This window comes from Candidatus Tisiphia endosymbiont of Temnostethus pusillus (assembly GCF_964264675.1).
In the GTDB taxonomy this organism is placed as follows: Bacteria; Pseudomonadota; Alphaproteobacteria; order Rickettsiales; family Rickettsiaceae; genus Tisiphia.
The window spans coordinates 1030273-1047258 of sequence record NZ_OZ183472.1 but is presented as its reverse complement, the minus strand read 5'-3'; the positions used below and the strand labels follow the sequence as shown (position 1 = coordinate 1047258).

Annotated in this window: 18 protein-coding genes and 1 pseudogene; 12 read left to right on the top strand and 7 right to left on the bottom strand. The window is 35.4% G+C overall.

Going from position 1 to position 16986, the window contains the following annotated elements; genetic code table 11:
• Positions 1-137 precede the first annotated feature (137 nt).
• The 3 genes and pseudogenes from ACFEL2_RS05055 to ACFEL2_RS05045 form a co-directional block, all read right to left on the bottom strand.
• A pseudogene (locus ACFEL2_RS05055) lies at positions 138-383 on the bottom strand (helix-turn-helix domain-containing protein); the annotation flags it as partial.
• 60 nt (positions 384-443) lie between these two features.
• Positions 444-803: a transposase gene (locus ACFEL2_RS05050; RefSeq protein ID WP_375331667.1), complete on the bottom strand. Its 360-nt coding sequence runs from the start codon at positions 801-803 to the stop codon at positions 444-446.
• Positions 804-914: 111 nt separating this feature from the next.
• A complete protein-coding gene (locus ACFEL2_RS05045; RefSeq protein ID WP_375332391.1) occupies positions 915-1388 on the bottom strand; it encodes a group II intron maturase-specific domain-containing protein in 474 nt (157 codons plus the stop codon).
• Positions 1389-1492: 104 nt separating this feature from the next.
• Here ACFEL2_RS05045 and ACFEL2_RS05040 point away from each other — a divergent pair, with 104 nt between their 5' ends.
• A complete protein-coding gene (locus tag ACFEL2_RS05040) occupies positions 1493-3310 on the top strand; it encodes an AAA family ATPase (RefSeq protein ID WP_375331666.1) in 1818 nt (605 codons plus the stop codon).
• On the opposite strand, the gene ACFEL2_RS05035 is transcribed toward ACFEL2_RS05040, so the two are convergent.
• From ACFEL2_RS05035 to ACFEL2_RS05020, 4 genes are all read right to left on the bottom strand, one after another.
• Positions 3307-4893 carry a recombinase family protein gene (locus ACFEL2_RS05035; RefSeq protein ID WP_375331665.1) on the bottom strand — a complete coding sequence of 529 codons (1587 nt, stop codon included), beginning with the start codon at positions 4891-4893 and terminating at the stop codon, positions 3307-3309. The genes ACFEL2_RS05040 and ACFEL2_RS05035 overlap by 4 nt on opposite strands.
• Positions 4894-5014: 121 nt before the next feature.
• Positions 5015-5266, bottom strand: a complete 252-nt coding sequence (locus ACFEL2_RS05030; protein ID WP_375331664.1) for a hypothetical protein — start codon at positions 5264-5266, stop codon at positions 5015-5017.
• A 7-nt stretch (positions 5267-5273) separates the two neighbouring features.
• On the bottom strand, positions 5274-5747 hold the full coding sequence (locus ACFEL2_RS05025; protein ID WP_375331663.1) for a crossover junction endodeoxyribonuclease RuvC: 474 nt from the start codon (positions 5745-5747) through the stop codon (positions 5274-5276).
• The gene (locus tag ACFEL2_RS05020) at positions 5740-5982 is read right to left on the bottom strand and encodes a hypothetical protein (RefSeq protein WP_375331662.1); all 243 of its coding nucleotides are present in this window, start codon (positions 5980-5982) and stop codon (positions 5740-5742) included. Before ACFEL2_RS05020 ends, ACFEL2_RS05025 begins: the two co-directional genes overlap by 8 nt.
• A 291-nt stretch (positions 5983-6273) precedes the next feature.
• Between ACFEL2_RS05020 and ACFEL2_RS05015 the strand changes: the two genes are divergently transcribed.
• From ACFEL2_RS05015 to ACFEL2_RS04965, 11 genes are all read left to right on the top strand, one after another.
• Complete coding sequence (locus ACFEL2_RS05015) at positions 6274-6747, top strand: hypothetical protein (RefSeq protein WP_375331661.1); 474 nt, start codon at positions 6274-6276, stop codon at positions 6745-6747.
• Positions 6744-7565 (top strand): ATP-binding protein, encoded by an 822-nt coding sequence (locus tag ACFEL2_RS05010; protein ID WP_375331660.1) that lies wholly within the window; start codon positions 6744-6746, stop codon positions 7563-7565. The genes ACFEL2_RS05015 and ACFEL2_RS05010 overlap by 4 nt, the downstream gene beginning before the upstream one ends.
• Positions 7566-7567: 2 nt before the next feature.
• Positions 7568-8104 carry a hypothetical protein gene (locus ACFEL2_RS05005; protein ID WP_375331659.1) on the top strand — a complete coding sequence of 179 codons (537 nt, stop codon included), beginning with the start codon at positions 7568-7570 and terminating at the stop codon, positions 8102-8104.
• Between the two features lie 2 nt (positions 8105-8106).
• Entirely contained in the window at positions 8107-8877 is a 771-nt protein-coding gene (locus ACFEL2_RS05000) for a hypothetical protein (RefSeq protein ID WP_375331658.1), read from the top strand.
• A gap of 8 nt (positions 8878-8885) precedes the next feature.
• Positions 8886-11126 carry an AAA family ATPase gene (locus ACFEL2_RS04995; protein ID WP_375331657.1) on the top strand — a complete coding sequence of 747 codons (2241 nt, stop codon included), beginning with the start codon at positions 8886-8888 and terminating at the stop codon, positions 11124-11126.
• A 530-nt stretch (positions 11127-11656) separates the two neighbouring features.
• Positions 11657-11854 carry a hypothetical protein gene (locus ACFEL2_RS04990; protein WP_375331656.1) on the top strand — a complete coding sequence of 66 codons (198 nt, stop codon included), beginning with the start codon at positions 11657-11659 and terminating at the stop codon, positions 11852-11854.
• Positions 11855-12122: 268 nt separating this feature from the next.
• The gene (locus tag ACFEL2_RS04985) at positions 12123-12611 is read left to right on the top strand and encodes a hypothetical protein (RefSeq protein WP_375331655.1); all 489 of its coding nucleotides are present in this window, start codon (positions 12123-12125) and stop codon (positions 12609-12611) included.
• 346 nt (positions 12612-12957) lie between these two features.
• Positions 12958-13401 (top strand): hypothetical protein, encoded by a 444-nt coding sequence (locus ACFEL2_RS04980; RefSeq protein WP_375331654.1) that lies wholly within the window; start codon positions 12958-12960, stop codon positions 13399-13401.
• Positions 13402-13421: 20 nt separating this feature from the next.
• A complete protein-coding gene (locus ACFEL2_RS04975; RefSeq protein WP_375331653.1) occupies positions 13422-14006 on the top strand; it encodes a hypothetical protein in 585 nt (194 codons plus the stop codon).
• 628 nt (positions 14007-14634) lie between these two features.
• Positions 14635-15099 carry a hypothetical protein gene (locus tag ACFEL2_RS04970; protein ID WP_375331652.1) on the top strand — a complete coding sequence of 155 codons (465 nt, stop codon included), beginning with the start codon at positions 14635-14637 and terminating at the stop codon, positions 15097-15099.
• Between the two features lie 33 nt (positions 15100-15132).
• The gene (locus ACFEL2_RS04965; protein ID WP_375331651.1) at positions 15133-16980 is read left to right on the top strand and encodes a phage terminase large subunit family protein; all 1848 of its coding nucleotides are present in this window, start codon (positions 15133-15135) and stop codon (positions 16978-16980) included.
• The last annotated feature ends 6 nt before the right edge of the window (positions 16981-16986 follow it).

The window sequence follows — 16986 nt, the reverse complement described above, 5'->3', positions numbered from 1 at the left end:
TGGCAAATTTGTATTTTTGTGCAATTCTTCCAAACCCATTATATTACAAGGATTCATAGGTAAATCTTGGTACATTCATACAATATCCAGGTTAAGCAATTCTTTTTGTTATAGAGACAATAACATTTTCTTTTACTTCACTGCTCTTTAGTCATTGAGTGTATCAATGCATTAATAGCTTGTTGGTGTGCTGGGTTACGAATTTTCATAAAATTCCTCGACACTTCTATACACATACGTTGATGCTGAGTTTGGACAGGCTCAATATTTTTCTCTAATGCTTTAGCAGTAAGAATTAATCTACCTATCGGAATTCTATTGAAACCAATCTCATATTTTTGTAATTGTTGATGTGTTACCTCTATTAATTTTGCAAGTTGCTGAGTAGTCTTTTGCTATTTCCTATACGCTCAATTAGTCAATTGTAATATAACTACTTAATACTATTTCAATTTATTAATTTGTATTTTAGTTAAGCCAGTAAATTCAATAATTTCATCTAACGGTTTATTTTTAATTAGCATAGTTTTTGCTACCGCTTTCATCGCTTCAGCTTTACCAATTTGAATCCCGTACTGTGTACCCTCTTCTATATATTTTTGTGCAACAGTTCTCATAATGCTACCTTTTTCTTCTTCAGATAAATACTTAGTTAGTAGTTGTTCTAATTCCGATTGCCTGTCTTCAGGCAACTTGGCATCAGTATACCATAAAAACGATCTTAAGTAAATATAACCATTCTCTTTATCAACTAATATCTCTAACTTAAACTTTTCTAAAAACGGCTCCCATAATTTTATCATATCCCGCATATGGATGTTCTTAGAGGGGTGGTTCTCTTTACAGAGAACCACCCCCCTCTAAGAACCGGACTGGCAACTTTCACTGCACCGGCTCAAGCCTTTGTAAGCCCTTTATGTAGAGCCGACTGAACCTGATTTTTCAAGTAAACATGGTGGTTGGGAAAGTGTGCTAGAGTATATCTTTGGTTTGCTGGACTTTAAGTTTGTCCTGCATTTAAAATATTCCTCCCACTTTGCGTCAAAAAGATTAGAAGATGCCCGGATTTTTGTATGCCTTTTGATTTTTATGTCTCTTGGCATATATAGTTTAAGCATTTTCACTTTTCCTTCTTTATCAACTGTTTTACACGCAAACGTCCAATCTTGTCCTTGGATGATATGAAAGTATTTACTTTTAATCCATCGTAAGTTTTTCTTTGGATGTCTCCTTTTACACCATTGCCATAGTGCTTGCCAAATGTAATGTGATACCTTTTTGAAGGTACTTGCCGATGATACTGCATTGTGATAGTTTGCCCAACCAGTTAGTTTAGGGTTGAGGATTTTTATCAATTCCTCTTGAGCCATTGATTTATTGGTACGAATTGATAAAAAATAGTATTATTAGCAAAAATTTTACTAATAATCTATTAGTGGATAATAAAACAGGTGTATAATGGTATTATAGTTAGTAGAAAATCATAAAAACAATGACAGAAAAAAAGAGTAAAAATAATATTAATTATCAACCAAAGATGTTAGTAGGTAGTGATGACTTCTATGATCTGCTAATTAATAGCGATATATTCGTTGATAAAAGTCTAATGATCAAAGAATTATTAGAAGATAGCGGTAAGGTTATCCTAATCACTCGACCAAGACGTTGGGGTAAAAGCCTTAATATGGATATGATTAGGAGGTTCTTAGAAATCGAAGTAGATGAAAAAGGCAAGCCTTTACCTGAAGAGGATAGAGTAAATCACAAATTATTTATCGGTGGTGAAATTGATTTAGGACTAGCTAGTGGTAAAAAAAGACTACTTAAACCACTTCAGATAACACAGTATTCAGACATTATCTCTGACTACCAAGGCCAATTTCCAGTAATATACATAAATTTTAAGGATGTTAAAGGTAGTAGTTACCAAGAAATTGAGAGTGGGATAAGGATAAATATTACAAATGCTTATGACCATCATAAATATCTAGAAAGTAGTGATAAACTTAGTGTAGAAGAAAAAAAGAATTTTCAATATTATTTAACAGGTACAGATAAGCTAGAATTAGCACAGTTGAAAATTAGTTTATCTTTCTTAAGTAAACTACTGTTTAAGTACTTTAATCAAAAAGCCTATATATTGATTGACGAATATGATACGCCTATTAATAGTTCATACATTGAATTTGGGGATAAACCAAAAGAGTTTGAGGATGTACTAAAGATATTTCGCGGGATATTTGGTAGTAGTTTAAAGAGTAACCCTTATGTGGAAAAAGGCGTAATTACTGGGATATTACGGATAGCTAAGGCTAATTTGTTTTCAGATTTGAATAATGTTACTGAATATACATTACTTGATGATGATTTTTCTAAGTTCTATGGTTTCACTCAAGCAGAGGTAGATGATTTGCTTACAAAAGTACCGCTCAACACTAATACTGAACAAATTAAGGATTGGTATAATGGTTATACATTTGGTGGAGAGGTAATTTACAATCCGTGGTCACTAATGCAATGTTTAGCACACAAAGGTAAGCTTGATCATTATTGGCTAGATAGTGGGGGTACGGGAATAATTGATAAGGCATTATTGTCAGATGAAATGCAACAAGATTTACAACTACTTGCTAGTGGTAAGAGTATTATATCGCAGATTACTAAACAAATAAGTTTCAATGATATTAATTCACGCTCAGGACTATTTAGTCTATTACTATTTAGTGGTTACTTGAATCCAATGGGCATCGAGTTAGAAGAGAATGTTTATGAACTATCCGCCCCTAATAGAGAGGTAAAACATATCTATAATGCGAGATTATTACAATGGGTTAGTAATAAGTTACAGATTGATAGTTCACTATATTATCCTTTTGCTACTCTATTACCTGCTTGTCGGTTAGAAGAATTTAAAGAACGGCTTCAGGAATTGTTATTAAACGCTACTAGTTTTCACCAAACAGGAAATAAAAAAGCTGAGTTATTTTATAGTGGTTTTATGCTAGGACTTGTTAACATGTTATCTTCTGCCTACATCATAACCAGTGAACAAGAGTCAGGCAGTGGACGAGCTGATATTATCATGATCCCCAAGGTTGGTAAAGAAGATAAGGCTATTATTATTGAGTACAAGATCGCCAAAAATACAGAAGATTTAGCCTTGGTAGCCCAAATGGGATTAAAACAGATTATAGATAAGCAATATGACACTAAGATAAAAGAATATTCTCATGTCAAAAAAATCATTAAACTTTCTATAGCTTTTTGCGGTAAGAATGTGGAATTACAATACCAAGTTAATGAACCCTAATAATAGAGTGTAATGGCTTGAATAACCAGTAATTTTATGTCTGTTGTGGTTCTGAAATTGTCCACTACGCCCCGCCAAATGGGACAATTGGTTAATTTTGCCAGTTCTGTGAAGGGGAAAGCCAAGGTGTACTCTAGGTTTGAACCATTAAGATTTAGGTTCGCAAACATAAAATTTAGTAATTCCCGTTTTTCAGCTATCGTCGAATCCCTAAAGGTTTTATAGGCGTTTGTAGTAATACTTATTAGGTCTACAAGCTTTTTTGATAATTTGTCATCTACCTTGTCATAACTTTTAATCAGTTCACTTAATTCATATTGCCTATCTCTTAATTGTGTTTTCTTACGCAAAAATTCTTCCCTAGTTAAAACCCCTTCTGTGACTAAGTCTACAATCGAGTCAAGTTTATTTTGAATTTGGGTATGTTCTTGCTTTAATGCACCAACTTCACGGTTAAATTCATGTGCCTTTCCGTGATTAACATTCATAAGATATTCCATCGTCTGTTTTAATATTTCAGGATCTTTGATTTTTAAGCTTTTCAGTACTTCTTCAAGCTGCAGCACTATTTGTTCTTCTCTGATCCAAATCATCTTTTCAGGATTTTGTGGATTCCAAGTGCGTAAATAAGTCCATTCTGATACTTTACCATTCTTGTATCTTTTGGTTTTAGTATCAGCAGTAATTAGTTTATCAGTAACAGCACATTTGAGAATACCCCTAAATAAAAATTCTTTACCTCTATACTGAAAAGGTGTTTTATTCCAACCATTTCTTACTGCTTCGCATGCCATAAAAATCTCTCTTGTGGTAAGTGGTTCATACTTATGAGGCCATAATTCTTCTTTAATCCTCATTTCTCCGTAATAAAATGGATTTTGTAAAAGTCGATGCAAAGGTGATTTAGTAAAATGAAAACCCTTTTTACTCCTTAAACCCCACTCTTTTGCCTTGGCTACCATTTCAGATAAAGTATAAACTCCTGTAGCATAAGTTTCAAAGATTTTTTTTATTATTGGACCACTCACTGGGTCTACCACTATTAGCCCTCTCCCCCTTTCATCCCGTTTATTTATATAACCAATAGGAGCTGGGCCATACCATTCCCCATGTACTTCTATTTTTTGTTTAAAACTTTTCCTAACATTCTCGCTAAGCAGATCAGTATGAGATTTGGCAAATACAACACTCATACCCCACATCATTAATTCATGTGCGCTGGAATGCTGATGGATTACATAACCCTCACTGTTAAAATGTAGTTCTAACTTGCCTTGCCTTATTAGATCATCTAAAATAGGCGTTTCTTTTTGACTTCTTTGAATACGATCAACTTTATCAGCTACAAAAGCAATAGGCTCACGCTGCTTTCTTATAAATTTGATAATTTCCATAAAATGTTTACGATCACCTTTGGTCGATGATTCAACAAGCTTAAAGCGATCTAAAATAAATAGCCCATTACGCTCACAATATTTTTCCAATCTATCAGTTTGTACCTCAAGAGAATAACCTTCTTGTTGATCTTTTGATGAAACACGTGATAAGATAATTGCTTTTGTAGCTTTATAACGATCAATCATTAATAGACTCCTCCACAGAATTTTTTATATTTATTTATGTCCATTAATATTAGCACTTATAATTAGGTTTTCAATCTTTAATTTACAAATAATTTATTATCTTAAAAAAAAATTTAGAAAGTCAATTTTGATTTAAGTAATTCTTTAGTTCTTTCTCCTTTTCTAATCTAACTTGAATCTCTACAAATTTTTGGCAAAAATTTATAAAGTTTCTTGCTAATTTTCTTGACTCCTCCTCACTTATATCTTCATCATGAGCATTACGAATACAGTTAGCTAAACAGTTAAAAATTTCTTCTCTTGATCTTCTAGCTTTAGTATTTTTATGAGGCTTTTTATCACCTAAATCAGCGTTTGGTAATCTGTTTATCATAACTCCTCTAATTATATTTCGATAAAATTAAATCCAACAATGCTAGGCTATCGGCTTCATTATGGTCTTCTGTAGTAAAGCCTTTGCGTTTAACTGCTTTAATTACTTCCTGTTTGGAAGCATTGCCTTTACCTGTAATGTACTTCTTGATTGTTCCTACCGGTACACCTTGATAAGGTATTTGGTGATGTTCACACCAAGCAGTTAAGTGTGCCAAGAACCCACCGTATTTATGTGCCGCATCAACTCCTTTATGCTGTACTACTTCTTCAAAGTAGATAGCATCAATAATAATGCAGCTATTTTTAAGCTCAGTAAGCCATTGTTTAAAGCGTAAATATGGCATGCCTCCTCCTTCAAATCGCTTTAGCTTGAAAGTGACTGTACCAAAGGTAATACGACCTGTTAGATCTCGTATTGCCCAGCCTAGGGTCGTGCCAAGGTCAAGTGCTAGGATAGTTTTACTGATATTATTATTCATCTATTCCCTTCTTTCTGATGTTTGGTGGTTGTTCAAATATTCTAGAATCGCAGCCATAAAAATCATTAGGGCTAACAGCACCTTGGGTCACTTCAAAAATCCTCAACATGATTTTATCCTTTGGAATACTCTTCTCATATAGATACTTGTGTATATGTGCTTGGGTAATATTAAATAATTTAGCTACTTCACTGGGGCTTTTATTATTCCATTTCATCCATACTTCGAGTCTCATAAAAACATACCTTTAGTTTAACTTCAGGCTGCAAATTGTAATTTATTACTTTTTTTATTTCTGCTACTTTGCAAATAAAGTTAACTGCCCTTTACAAATAAAGTTACTGTAATAAAAATTTTTAAGCTTGTGCAGAAAACTTACCAGCAGTAAGTTTCTCTCTTCTATTTTTCCTTGAACTCATAGGGATACGATTATTCAAAATTTAATCCTCAGTTAAATGCTATTGTCACATTTAAAATTACAAGTAATCCTTATAGATACCACTGATATTCAAATAGGAGATTAATGATGAATAAAGATAATGTTTTACATGTACCAATTGGCTCGTTGGCAAAATACCAAATACAAGATTTGTACCAGTTATTACAGCAAGTATCAGAGCAACTTGAGCAAGCAAAAAAAACTAGAGAATGGCTTTTGTCTGCCATTAGCTTAAAGTATGGGGAACATGTTAGAGCTAAAAGGCTACGCCTTGAGAAGGATACCGGCATTATACATCTCGAGGATAATGGCTTTAAGATTAGTTGCGATGTTGTTAAGAAGGTTGAATGGGATCAGCAAAAGTTGGCTAAAATTGCTACTGATATTTTAGTTAATGGAGGTAATTTAAATGATTTCGTTGAGACCTACTACAATGTACTAGAGGCTAAGTATAACAGTTGGTCTAGCACAATTAAGAATATTTTTGAACCTGCTCGAACTTTAAAGCTGGGTAAGCCGATCTATAAACTAAACAGACTGGATCAGGAGGTAGCCTTATGAGCAAGCTACCTATTATCAGTGCCGATGAACGCTTAGCTGAAACAAGAGGTATTAAGGGGTGTATTTTTGGTAGTTATGGAGTAGGTAAAACCAGTTTACTTTGGACATTGCCAAAAGATAACACTTTATTCCTTGATCTAGAGGCAGGTGATTTAGCAGTAGAAGGTTGGCAAGGAGATACTATTAGACCTCGCACTTGGCAAGAATGTCGAGACCTTGCAGTATTTATTGGTGGTGCTAATCCAGCAGTTCGTGATGGTTTTGTTTACAGTAATGCTCATTATCAAGATGTTTGCAAACGTTTTGGGGAAGCTGCAATGTTGGATAAATATCAGACTATCTTTATTGATTCCATTACTGTTGCAGGTCGCTTGTGCTTGCAGTGGTGTAAGGGGCAACCACAGGTAATTAGTGATAAAACTGGCAAAGAAGATATGCGTTCAGCCTATGGGCTGCATGGACAAGAAATGATTAGCTGGCTTACTACTTTGCAACATAGCAGAAGTAAGAATGTATGGCTTGTTGGAATTTTAGAGGAAAAATTTGATGATTTAAACCGCAAAAATTTTGCTCTGCAAATAGATGGTAGCAAAACGGCAAATGAGCTACCGGGCATAGTTGATCAGGTCATTACTATGGCAGAGCTTAAAGCACAAGATAACTCAACTTACCGAGCTTTTATTAACCATACCAACAATCCATATGGTTATCCCGCCAAAGACCGATCAGGCAAATTAGCAATGATTGAACCAGCTGACCTTGGAAAATTAATGGAAAAAATTAAATCAGCAACAAGAATAACAACAGAAGGAAAATAATTATGAGCTTTTACGATTTTAATAATATTGAACAATTGAATTTTGAACTAATCCCAGCTGGGACTATAGCTAAGGTTGCCTTACGAATTAAGATGGGAGGTTATGATGACCTAGAACAAGGTTGGACTTTGGGTTATGCTACTAAGAATTTAGTAAGCGGAGCTGTTTACCTTAACTGTGCATTTACAATTTTACAAGGAAAATTAGATGAAAAATATATAGGTTACAAAATATGGCAGCTAATTGGTCTTTACAGTGAGAAAAACAATAATCGTTGGGGTGCTATGGGTCGCAGTTTTATCCGCTCTATATTAAATTCAGCTAAAGGGTTTAGTGATAAGGATAATTGCGAAGCTGCACAAACTGCTAGAAGAATTGACAGTTTTGCTGACCTTAATGGACTGGAGTTTGTGGTTAGAATAGATGTTGAACAGGATCAGGATGGTAATAATAGAAACGTAATCAAATGTGCCATTGGTCTAGAGCATAAGGATTATGCTGCTGTAATGGGTCTTAGTACCATACCAAGTTGGGGCTGATTATGCTAGATTTTAATAGTCCAATCAATACATCTATCAGTAGTGCCATTAATGAACAGTTGAATCTATTGCTAGACCAAGCTTTAACATTAGAGAGAAAAACGCTGGCAGAACGTAAGTATTTAGGTGCTTCTAGGCTTGGTCATCCTTGTAGTAGAGCGTTGCAGTATGAATATCTTAGTGCTGTACATCATGAAACTTCAGGATTTAGCGGTCAAACGCTTCGTATCTTTGAAGCCGGGCATTTATTTGAAGCACTAGCGGCAAGATGGCTACGCCTAGCTGGATTTGAGCTGATTACTGTTGATGGCAACGGTAAGCAATTTGGTTTTATGGTAGCTGATACTCGAATAGCTGGACATATCGATGGGATTATTAAGACTGCTCCTAGCGGAATCAATATCACATGCCCTGCCTTATGGGAAGCAAAATCAATGAACAATAGAGCATGGAAGGAAACTGCCAAAAAAGGGCTAACCTTGTCTAAACCACTTTATGCTGCTCAGATTGCTTTATACCAAGCTTATATGACAGAGACTATTCCTAGTATTTCAAAGAATCCATGCTTATTTACAGCTGTTAACAAAGATAATGCAGAAATTTACCATGAATTAATACCATTTGACGGGGAACTTGCCCAAAAAATGAGTGATAAGGCAGTAAATATTATCAGGGCTATAGAAGCTGATGAATTACTGCCAAGGACTTTTTCCAGCAAGGATTATTTCGAATGTAAAATGTGCCATTACCAAGATAAATGTTGGGGTTCATAAAGAGAACTATGTTACAACCATCAAGTGATTATATAAAAACTTACTTTTACGTGGTATTTGGCTATTCAGAAGGTTTTATACCATTGAGGTCTTTTGCTGAAAAGGGTAATAACAACAGCCGACCACCAAGTAACATGTGGATAAAGGCTGATGATGAGGTGGTAGAGCATGCTGCTAATTTTGCAAAGTTAGCTAATCAACGAAGCTCTGCTTTTTATGTTGTCCCCGGCACTGTTTCTAAAGCTGGAGTAGCTGGTAGTATTGATGTCATCCAAATGCAAACATTGCTTATCGATATTGATGTAGGCGATACTGAAAGCAAATTAACTAATTTAACTGCAGCTTTAGGTGAGCCAACTATGGTTGTTGAATCTGGAGGTATTACTGATTCAGGTCATGCCAAGCTACATATTTACTGGCAGTTAACCAAGGCAGTAACAGGTGATGATTTGCAAAAGCTTCTAAAACTTAGATACCAAATTGCCCTAGTTTTCGGTGCTGATACTCACTTTAAGTCAGCTCATCAGCCAATTAGGGTCGCTGGTTCAATCTATCATAAAGGGGGTAAGCATCATCTAGTTAAGATTAGGTCGTATAACCCAGTAGAATATGAAATAGAAGAGCTAATAACACGTGCTAGCTATCTTCCTACATTGAATAATAATATTGCTGTTAACGCTTTAAAACCATCAAATAATAATACATTGCCTTTTAATAGTTTACTAACCAATAAAGTCCATGAAGGAGGTAATGGTGAGCATACTAGGTTTAACCATTTAAGTCGGGTAATTGGCTATTGGTTACGACGTTGTCATGATGGATTAATTAGCAAGGATGAGGCTATTGAGGAAATTCATAGCTATAACCTATCTAATGTAATTCCTTCTTGGTCTCTCGAAAAAATCAAACAGACGGTTAATGGTCTTTGGAAGTTGCATTTGCAAAAATATGGCGAACCGAAAAAGGTAAACTGTAAAGAAAATAGCAAATTGCCTATAATTAAAAGCTTTTCATTTGAGTCTCTTTTAGGGGACAAAAGTAGTCTACCTGAAGACCTAATTGCCCCACGTATTTTAACACTAGGTGGCATGCTTGTGTTTGGTGGTTCACCTAAAGTTGGCAAAAGCGACTTTTTGTTGTCACTACTTGTGCATATGGCAGCTGGTCGGGAATTTATTGGCTTTGTGCCACCAAGACCACTGAGGATTTTCTATTTTCAGGCAGAAATTGGTTATCATTACTTGCGGGAGCGATTGCAGAATATGCAATTATCAGAAGAGATAATTAATCTAGCTAAAGATAATTTATACATTACTCCAAATTCAAAGTTGAGTTTGGATGAAAAAACGATAGAGGCATTGGCTGAACATATTAAGCAGGTATTTTCCGATAAACTAGACATTATCGCAATTGATCCCATTCGTAATGTTTTTGATGGCGGCAGAAATGGAGCTACTGAGAATGATAATGATGCGATGTTATTTTTTCTGCAAAAGAGGATTGAGTTACTAAGAGACCAAGTAAATCTAGATGCTGGTATTATACTAGTGCATCACACTAAAAAAATCACTAAAACTCAGTTTGACGAAGATCCATTTCAAGCTTTTAGCGGTGCTAGTAGTTTGCGTGGTTACTACACTGCTGGTACTTTGTTATATAAGCCCGATCTCGAAAGTAACGACCGCCACCTAATCTTTGAGCTGCGTAATGGCAGGGAGATACCAACTAAAATCATTTGTAAGAAAGATGGACGATGGGTGGAAGAATCTATTGCAAATAATAAAAGAATAGCATTTAAAAAAAGTGGTTTGTTATTTGATAGAGAACGACAGAGAAGGGTTATGGTGATCCTCAATTTGCTTGAGTCTGAAGCTATCAAAGGCAAGTTTTATTTAATGAAGCAATTTGGTGAAAAGTTTCGTAATACTAATGATTTAGGAAATAAAAGAGCTATTTGTGATGATTGTTCTGCAGCTGCTACTAAAGGACTTATTAAGTTTTTTGATAATCCAAAAGATTATGGTTTAAAACTTGTCAAAGAAGGAAAAGCAAATTTTGGTTTTATGTGTACTGAAGGGATGAGAATGTATTTAGGTGAATCTATAGATGCCAACACTGGTGAAATATCCAAAAACTATAAAGCGATACTGCCCACACATTATAAACGTGACGGTGATGGTAAAAAAGATGATGTACTTAATCCTAAAATTTGGCACATAGATTTAGAAGAAAGCATGAGGATTAAATGAAGAAAAAATACGGAACAAACAATTGCTAGAAAAAACAAAAGTGTAGCAAAGATGCAGAAATTTAAAGATGCAGCAAAAAAGTGCTGCTTTTTTGGACTGCTCGTAAAGCCTTATATTGCAAGGCTTTCAAGGGATATTAAAAGTGCAGTAAAAAAGCAGTAAAAACGTGCTGCTCTTTTGGAAATACTGCAAAACTTTTTCAAAGATTGGTTTGTAGAGAATTTTAAAAGTGCAGCAAAGATGCAGAAATTTAAAGATGTAGCAAAAAAGCACTGCTTTTTTGAACTACCTGTAACCCTTATATTGTAAGGCTTTCAGGGGATATTAAAAGTACAGTAAAAAAGCAGTAAAAACGTACTGCTCTTTTGGAAATACTACAAAACTTTTTCAAAGACTGGTTTGTAGAGAATTTTAAAAGTGCAGCAAAGATGCAGAAATTAAAAAGACGCAGCAAAAAAGTACTGCTTTTTTGGAAATACTGCAAAACTTAAAAAGACTGGCTTATATAGAATTTTAAAAGTGTAGCAAAGATGCAGAAATTTAAAGATACAACAAAAAAGTACTGCTCTTTTGGACTACCTGCAAACCCTTATATTACAAGGCTTTCAGGGGATATTAAAAGTGCAGTAAAGAAGCACTGCTCTTTTGGAAATACTGCAAACCCTTATACTATAAGGCTTTCAGGGGATAGCAAAAATGCATTTAAAAACGCAGCAAAGATGCAGTAAAAAAGCACTGCTCTTTTGGATTACCCGCAAACCCTTTTAGAAACTGGGATACAAGGCAGACCAAAAAAGCAGTACGCTTTTAAATAAAAATGCGTTTTTGGACTACCCGCAAGACCTTATACTACAAGGCTTTCAAGGTAGGCCAAAAAAGCAGGATTTTGTATATATATAAATATATATAGCAGACTTATAAAAAGTCTGCCGTAGATATATATTTTTGCTTCTGCTGGCAAAGTGGAACTGCAATAATTTTTACAAGGTAACAAACATGAAACACCATAAAACTGAAAGAACAGAATTAAACAAATTTGACAAAAGACCAATAGCTAGGTTTTATCGCTGTTGGCTAGAAGATGAGGCAAATGGAGTAGCAGAAGGTAAGAGGCATGGTATCAACCATGAGCAGTTTAGGGCAGCTGACCGCTTGGCTTGTAATTACCAAAGAACAATCATGTTTGGTGGTAGCGGTATAATCCAAATTGAGGCAAACAAGGACTTTACCAAAATGCTGGGGTTGGAGAGGCAAGTACAGGCGGCTCGCATTCATCAACGAATATTTGCTAAGCTTGGTAGGAAGTCACAGGAGATAGTTGAGCATTTTTGCTTACTGGAGCTGCCGTTGCGACAATTTGAGCTAAAGCAAATGCCACAGTGGCCTAAAGGTGCGGGCAGCACTAGATTACGTGAGGCACTAGATGATTTGATTGAGGCTTATCGGCAAGAGGGGCTAAAGAATTCTAGCAAAAATGTAACTTAAAGTAAAAATTTTTGCCTTGAAAACAGCATAATTCTAAGGGTGAGTAGTAACTTGCAGTAACTTTTAATTAAAAACTATTGCAGGCTGGTAAACTTTGGGATATAATAAAAGGGGAAAAGAGGGATAACAAGAGAAGAAAAAACAAAAAAGATGGCAATAATTTAGGCAAAATGTAACTTAAAGTAAAATTATTCACCTTGAAACCAACATAACTCTAAGGGCGAGTAGTAACTTGCAGTAACTTTTAATTAAAAACTATTGCAAGCTGGTAAACTCTAGGATATAATAAAAGGTGAAAATGGGATAGTGGGTTTGATAGCTTGGTGTAAGGGGAAAAGAGGGATAAATGGCAATAACAAGAGAAGAAAAAACTAATAGCAAACTGCAGCAATTGTTAGCACCAGTAGCAATTAATGCAGATAAACTTGATGTAGAGGCAGTGGATGTGTCAGGTTTTGAAAGTGGTATTTTTACGGTAACGGTAGGAGCAGCTGACGTGAATCCGAATGATGACAAACATGTACAAATCAGGTTGCAACATTCAAACGACAATGTTAACTTTACTGATTGCCTTGATACAGAGATTATAGGAGCTGTGCCTGGGGATAATACTGGCACTTTCGCTTACCTTAAAACTAGACCTGATAATGCTACTGCTTTTATGGCAGGTTATATTGGTGACAAGAGGTTTGTAAGACCGGCAATTAAAGTAACAGGTGACCTTGGAGAGGGGGTTTTAATGGCTGTTGCTGCAATATTGCACAATCCTAAATATCGTCCAGTAGTTTAAAAATTAGAAAGGTTGCAGTTATGAGTTTTACTATTGATGTGAGAAGTGATATAAACAGGATAGCTCGTTATATGGATAATATCGAGAAGAAACAACTACCATTTGCAGTTAACTTGACTTTGAACAAAATAGCATTGCTTGTTCAAGAACAAATCTGCAAAAGAGTACCAATTATATTCAATAACAGTAAAAAATGGTGGGACAAACACCAAAGAACTGGTATCAAGGTAGCATTTGCTAGTAAATATGCCTTAGTATCTGCTGTGTACACTAAGGCTCATTTTGCCTACATTCAGGAAGAAGGTGGCATTAAAGTGCCATATCGTGGCAGTATGATTGCTGTACCAACTAGTAATGTACCAAAAAAGCAAAGAAGTTCAAAAGCTTTGAGAGATCAACAGGGGAATAGAAGCATCTTTAAACTTGGCAAATCTATTTATCGTAGAGTTAGTAGTCAAAGACTGGAAAGGTTATATGGTCTAACCCATGAAGCTAAAGTTATCCCAAGGTTTGGGTTTAAGGCTACAGCAATTAATACTTTTAATAGCCGCTTTGATAAGGTGTTTACGACTTCTTTTAACTTTGCCTTAGACACAGCAAAATAAAGGAGACAGAAGCAATTTAACAAATAGTATGGAAAAAACGAAACGAAACAAGGTACTTTCTAGGCTTGTCGAACCTGGGTGACTGACCACCCCGCCCCTTGCCTAGCGATAAAAATTTTTGGTATATTTCGTTTCTTTTAATTTAACAAAAGCTCTGTAACCCTTAAAATATAAGACTCTTACATTTAATGAGCTGTAGTAAAAAACGAAATTAAGTATGAAATTGTAAGCCATATATCTATTTTTAAACATTGTCTATACATATAATAAAATTTAGTTTAATCTTAGTTTTTAAGAAGAATTAGAGAAAAGGAATGCAAATAGCAAGTATACATGAAGCGAAAATTCATTTTTCTGACTAATTAAAAAAGCTCAAGAAGGAGAAGAAGTAATTATTTGCAAAGCAGGCAGACCAACAGTTAAAATAATAAAATATAATACTTCATCAATTCCACGTAAAGCCGGAGCATGGAAAGGAAAAATAAAAATTGCTAAAGATTTTGATCAATTGCCACAAAACTTATTTAACTATAATTACTAGAGATAATAAAATAACTCAATATTCAGTTCCTATTATTATTGCATAAGTATAATTTTAAGAATTGTTTTTTGAAATAAACCAAGTTTAATGAATAACCATAAAGTATCAGACATTGCCAAAGCTTTGCAATTAAGTGAACGTAGAGTGCAACAATTGGTTAAGGAAACTATACTGCCTGCCCCAGTAGCTGGTAAGTATGATTTAGCTGACTGCATAAAGTCTTATGCACGATATCTTGAATCAAGACCAGTTGGCAAAAATACCTCTGATAATTTAAACGCCCAAAAACTACGCTTACTCAAGGCTCAAGCTGATAAAGCAGAATTAGAAGTACAGATACTGGAAGGCAAATACTTAGCTAGCAGTGAGGTGGAACTTCATTGGTCTAATTTGATTATTGCCTTTAGAGCCAGGATGCTGAGTCTTCCAAACAATATAGCTCGGCAAATAATAGTACTTGATAATGATTTTGCAGCCATTGTGCATTGCTTAGAGGCGGAAATACATAAGGCACTTTTGGAACTAAGCAAATATGGGACTGTTGTAAACTGATTCAAAAAATTTTCATCTTACAACAATCCCATTATGCCAACAAGCCAAATAATTTGGAGTCAGATTACCAAGAAAATAGCTAAACTAGTAGCACCACCACCAAAGTTAAGCGTAAGTCAGTGGGCTGATAATTACCGTAAGCTGTCAAGTGAGTCTTCGGCTGAGCCGGGTAGCTGGCATACTAGTAAGACTCCGTATCAGCGTGAAATCATGGATGCAGTAAATGATCCAAAAATAGAGATGATCGTAGTAATGTCATCAGCACAAGTTGGTAAAACCGAAGTGATCAATAATATTGTTGGCTATCATATTCATCAAGACCCAGCACCAATGCTAATAGTGCAACCTACTGAAAAGCTAGCAGAAAGCTGGTCAACGGATCGTTTAACTCCTATGCTGCGTGATAGTGAGATATTTAAGAACTTAGTCAAAGACCCAAAAAGTAGAGATTCCGGCAATAAGATATTATACAAGCGTTTTCCGGGTGGACACATTACCATGGCTGGTAGTAACTCACCCTCTTCACTGGCAAGCAGACCAGTCAGGATTGTGCTATGTGATGAGGTAGATCGTTATCCTGCTAGTAGTGGTTCAGAAGGAGACCCAGTTAATTTAGCCAAGAAAAGAGCTACAACTTTTTGGAATAGAAAAATTATTTTAACTTCAACTCCAACTATCAAATATTTTAGTAGAATAGAACTGGCTTATCTGCAAAGTGATCAAAGACGTTATTATGTTCCATGTAAATTATGCGGTGAGTATCAAACCTTAAAATGGTCTCAAATACGATGGCCTAAAGACAAACCTGAAGAAGCACATTATGTTTGTGAGGTAAATGGCTGCATTCTGCACGATAATGATAAAATGTCGATGCTGCAGCGTGGCAAGTGGATATCTGAAGCTAAAGGAGAAAGTAACAACATTGCTGGTTTTCATTTAAGCGAGATTTATTCGCCTTGGGTTACTTGGGCTAGAATGACGGCAGAATTCCTGAAAGCTAAAATGATGCCTGAAACCTTAAAGACTTGGGTTAATACCAGTCTTGGTGAAACTTGGGAGGAAGGAGGAGATAAGGTAGATGAGACTTCACTATTATCGAGAAAAGAAAATTGGGGCAATGTTGTACCTAACGGTGTTGTTATTATTACTGCTGGCGTAGACGTACAAAATGATCGACTTGAAGTGGAAATAGTTGGTTGGGGTGTAAAAGAAGAAAGCTGGTCGCTTGATTATAGAGTAATCTATGGTGATCCTGCTAGGAGCGAGATATGGGATGATCTTGATAATATCCTAGAGCAGAACATTAAACACCAAAGCGGCATTAACCTTAGGATTGCCTCAGTTTGTGTTGATTCAGGCGGTCATCACACCCAAGCAGTTTATGCTTACTGTAAGAAAAGACAGTTACGTAGGATATTTGCCATAAAGGGTTCATCAATAGCAGGTAAAGCCTTGGTTAGTAGACCATCAATTGCTAATAGAATGCGAGTTAAGTTGTTTTCCATTGGCACTGATACAGCCAAAGAAATGATCTACAGCCGGTTAAAGATTACTGAACTAGGACCGGGATATTGTCACTTCCCAATAAATTATGACGCGGAATATTTTAAACAGCTAACGGCAGAGAAAATCGTTACTTATTATAATAAAGGCTTTCCAACCCGCAAATGGGAGAAGCCAGCTGGTAAACGTAATGAGGCACTTGATTGTAGGGTTTATGCCTTAGCAGCTTTGTACATATTAAACCCAAATTTAGAACTTTTAGCAAATAAAATGCTTGAGCAAACAGCAAAAGTAGAAGTTAAAGAAACTAAGAAAAAGCTGAGTTTAAACTTTATCAAGCCAATCAGAAAAACAACTAGCTTTGTCAAAAATTGGTAAATTTAA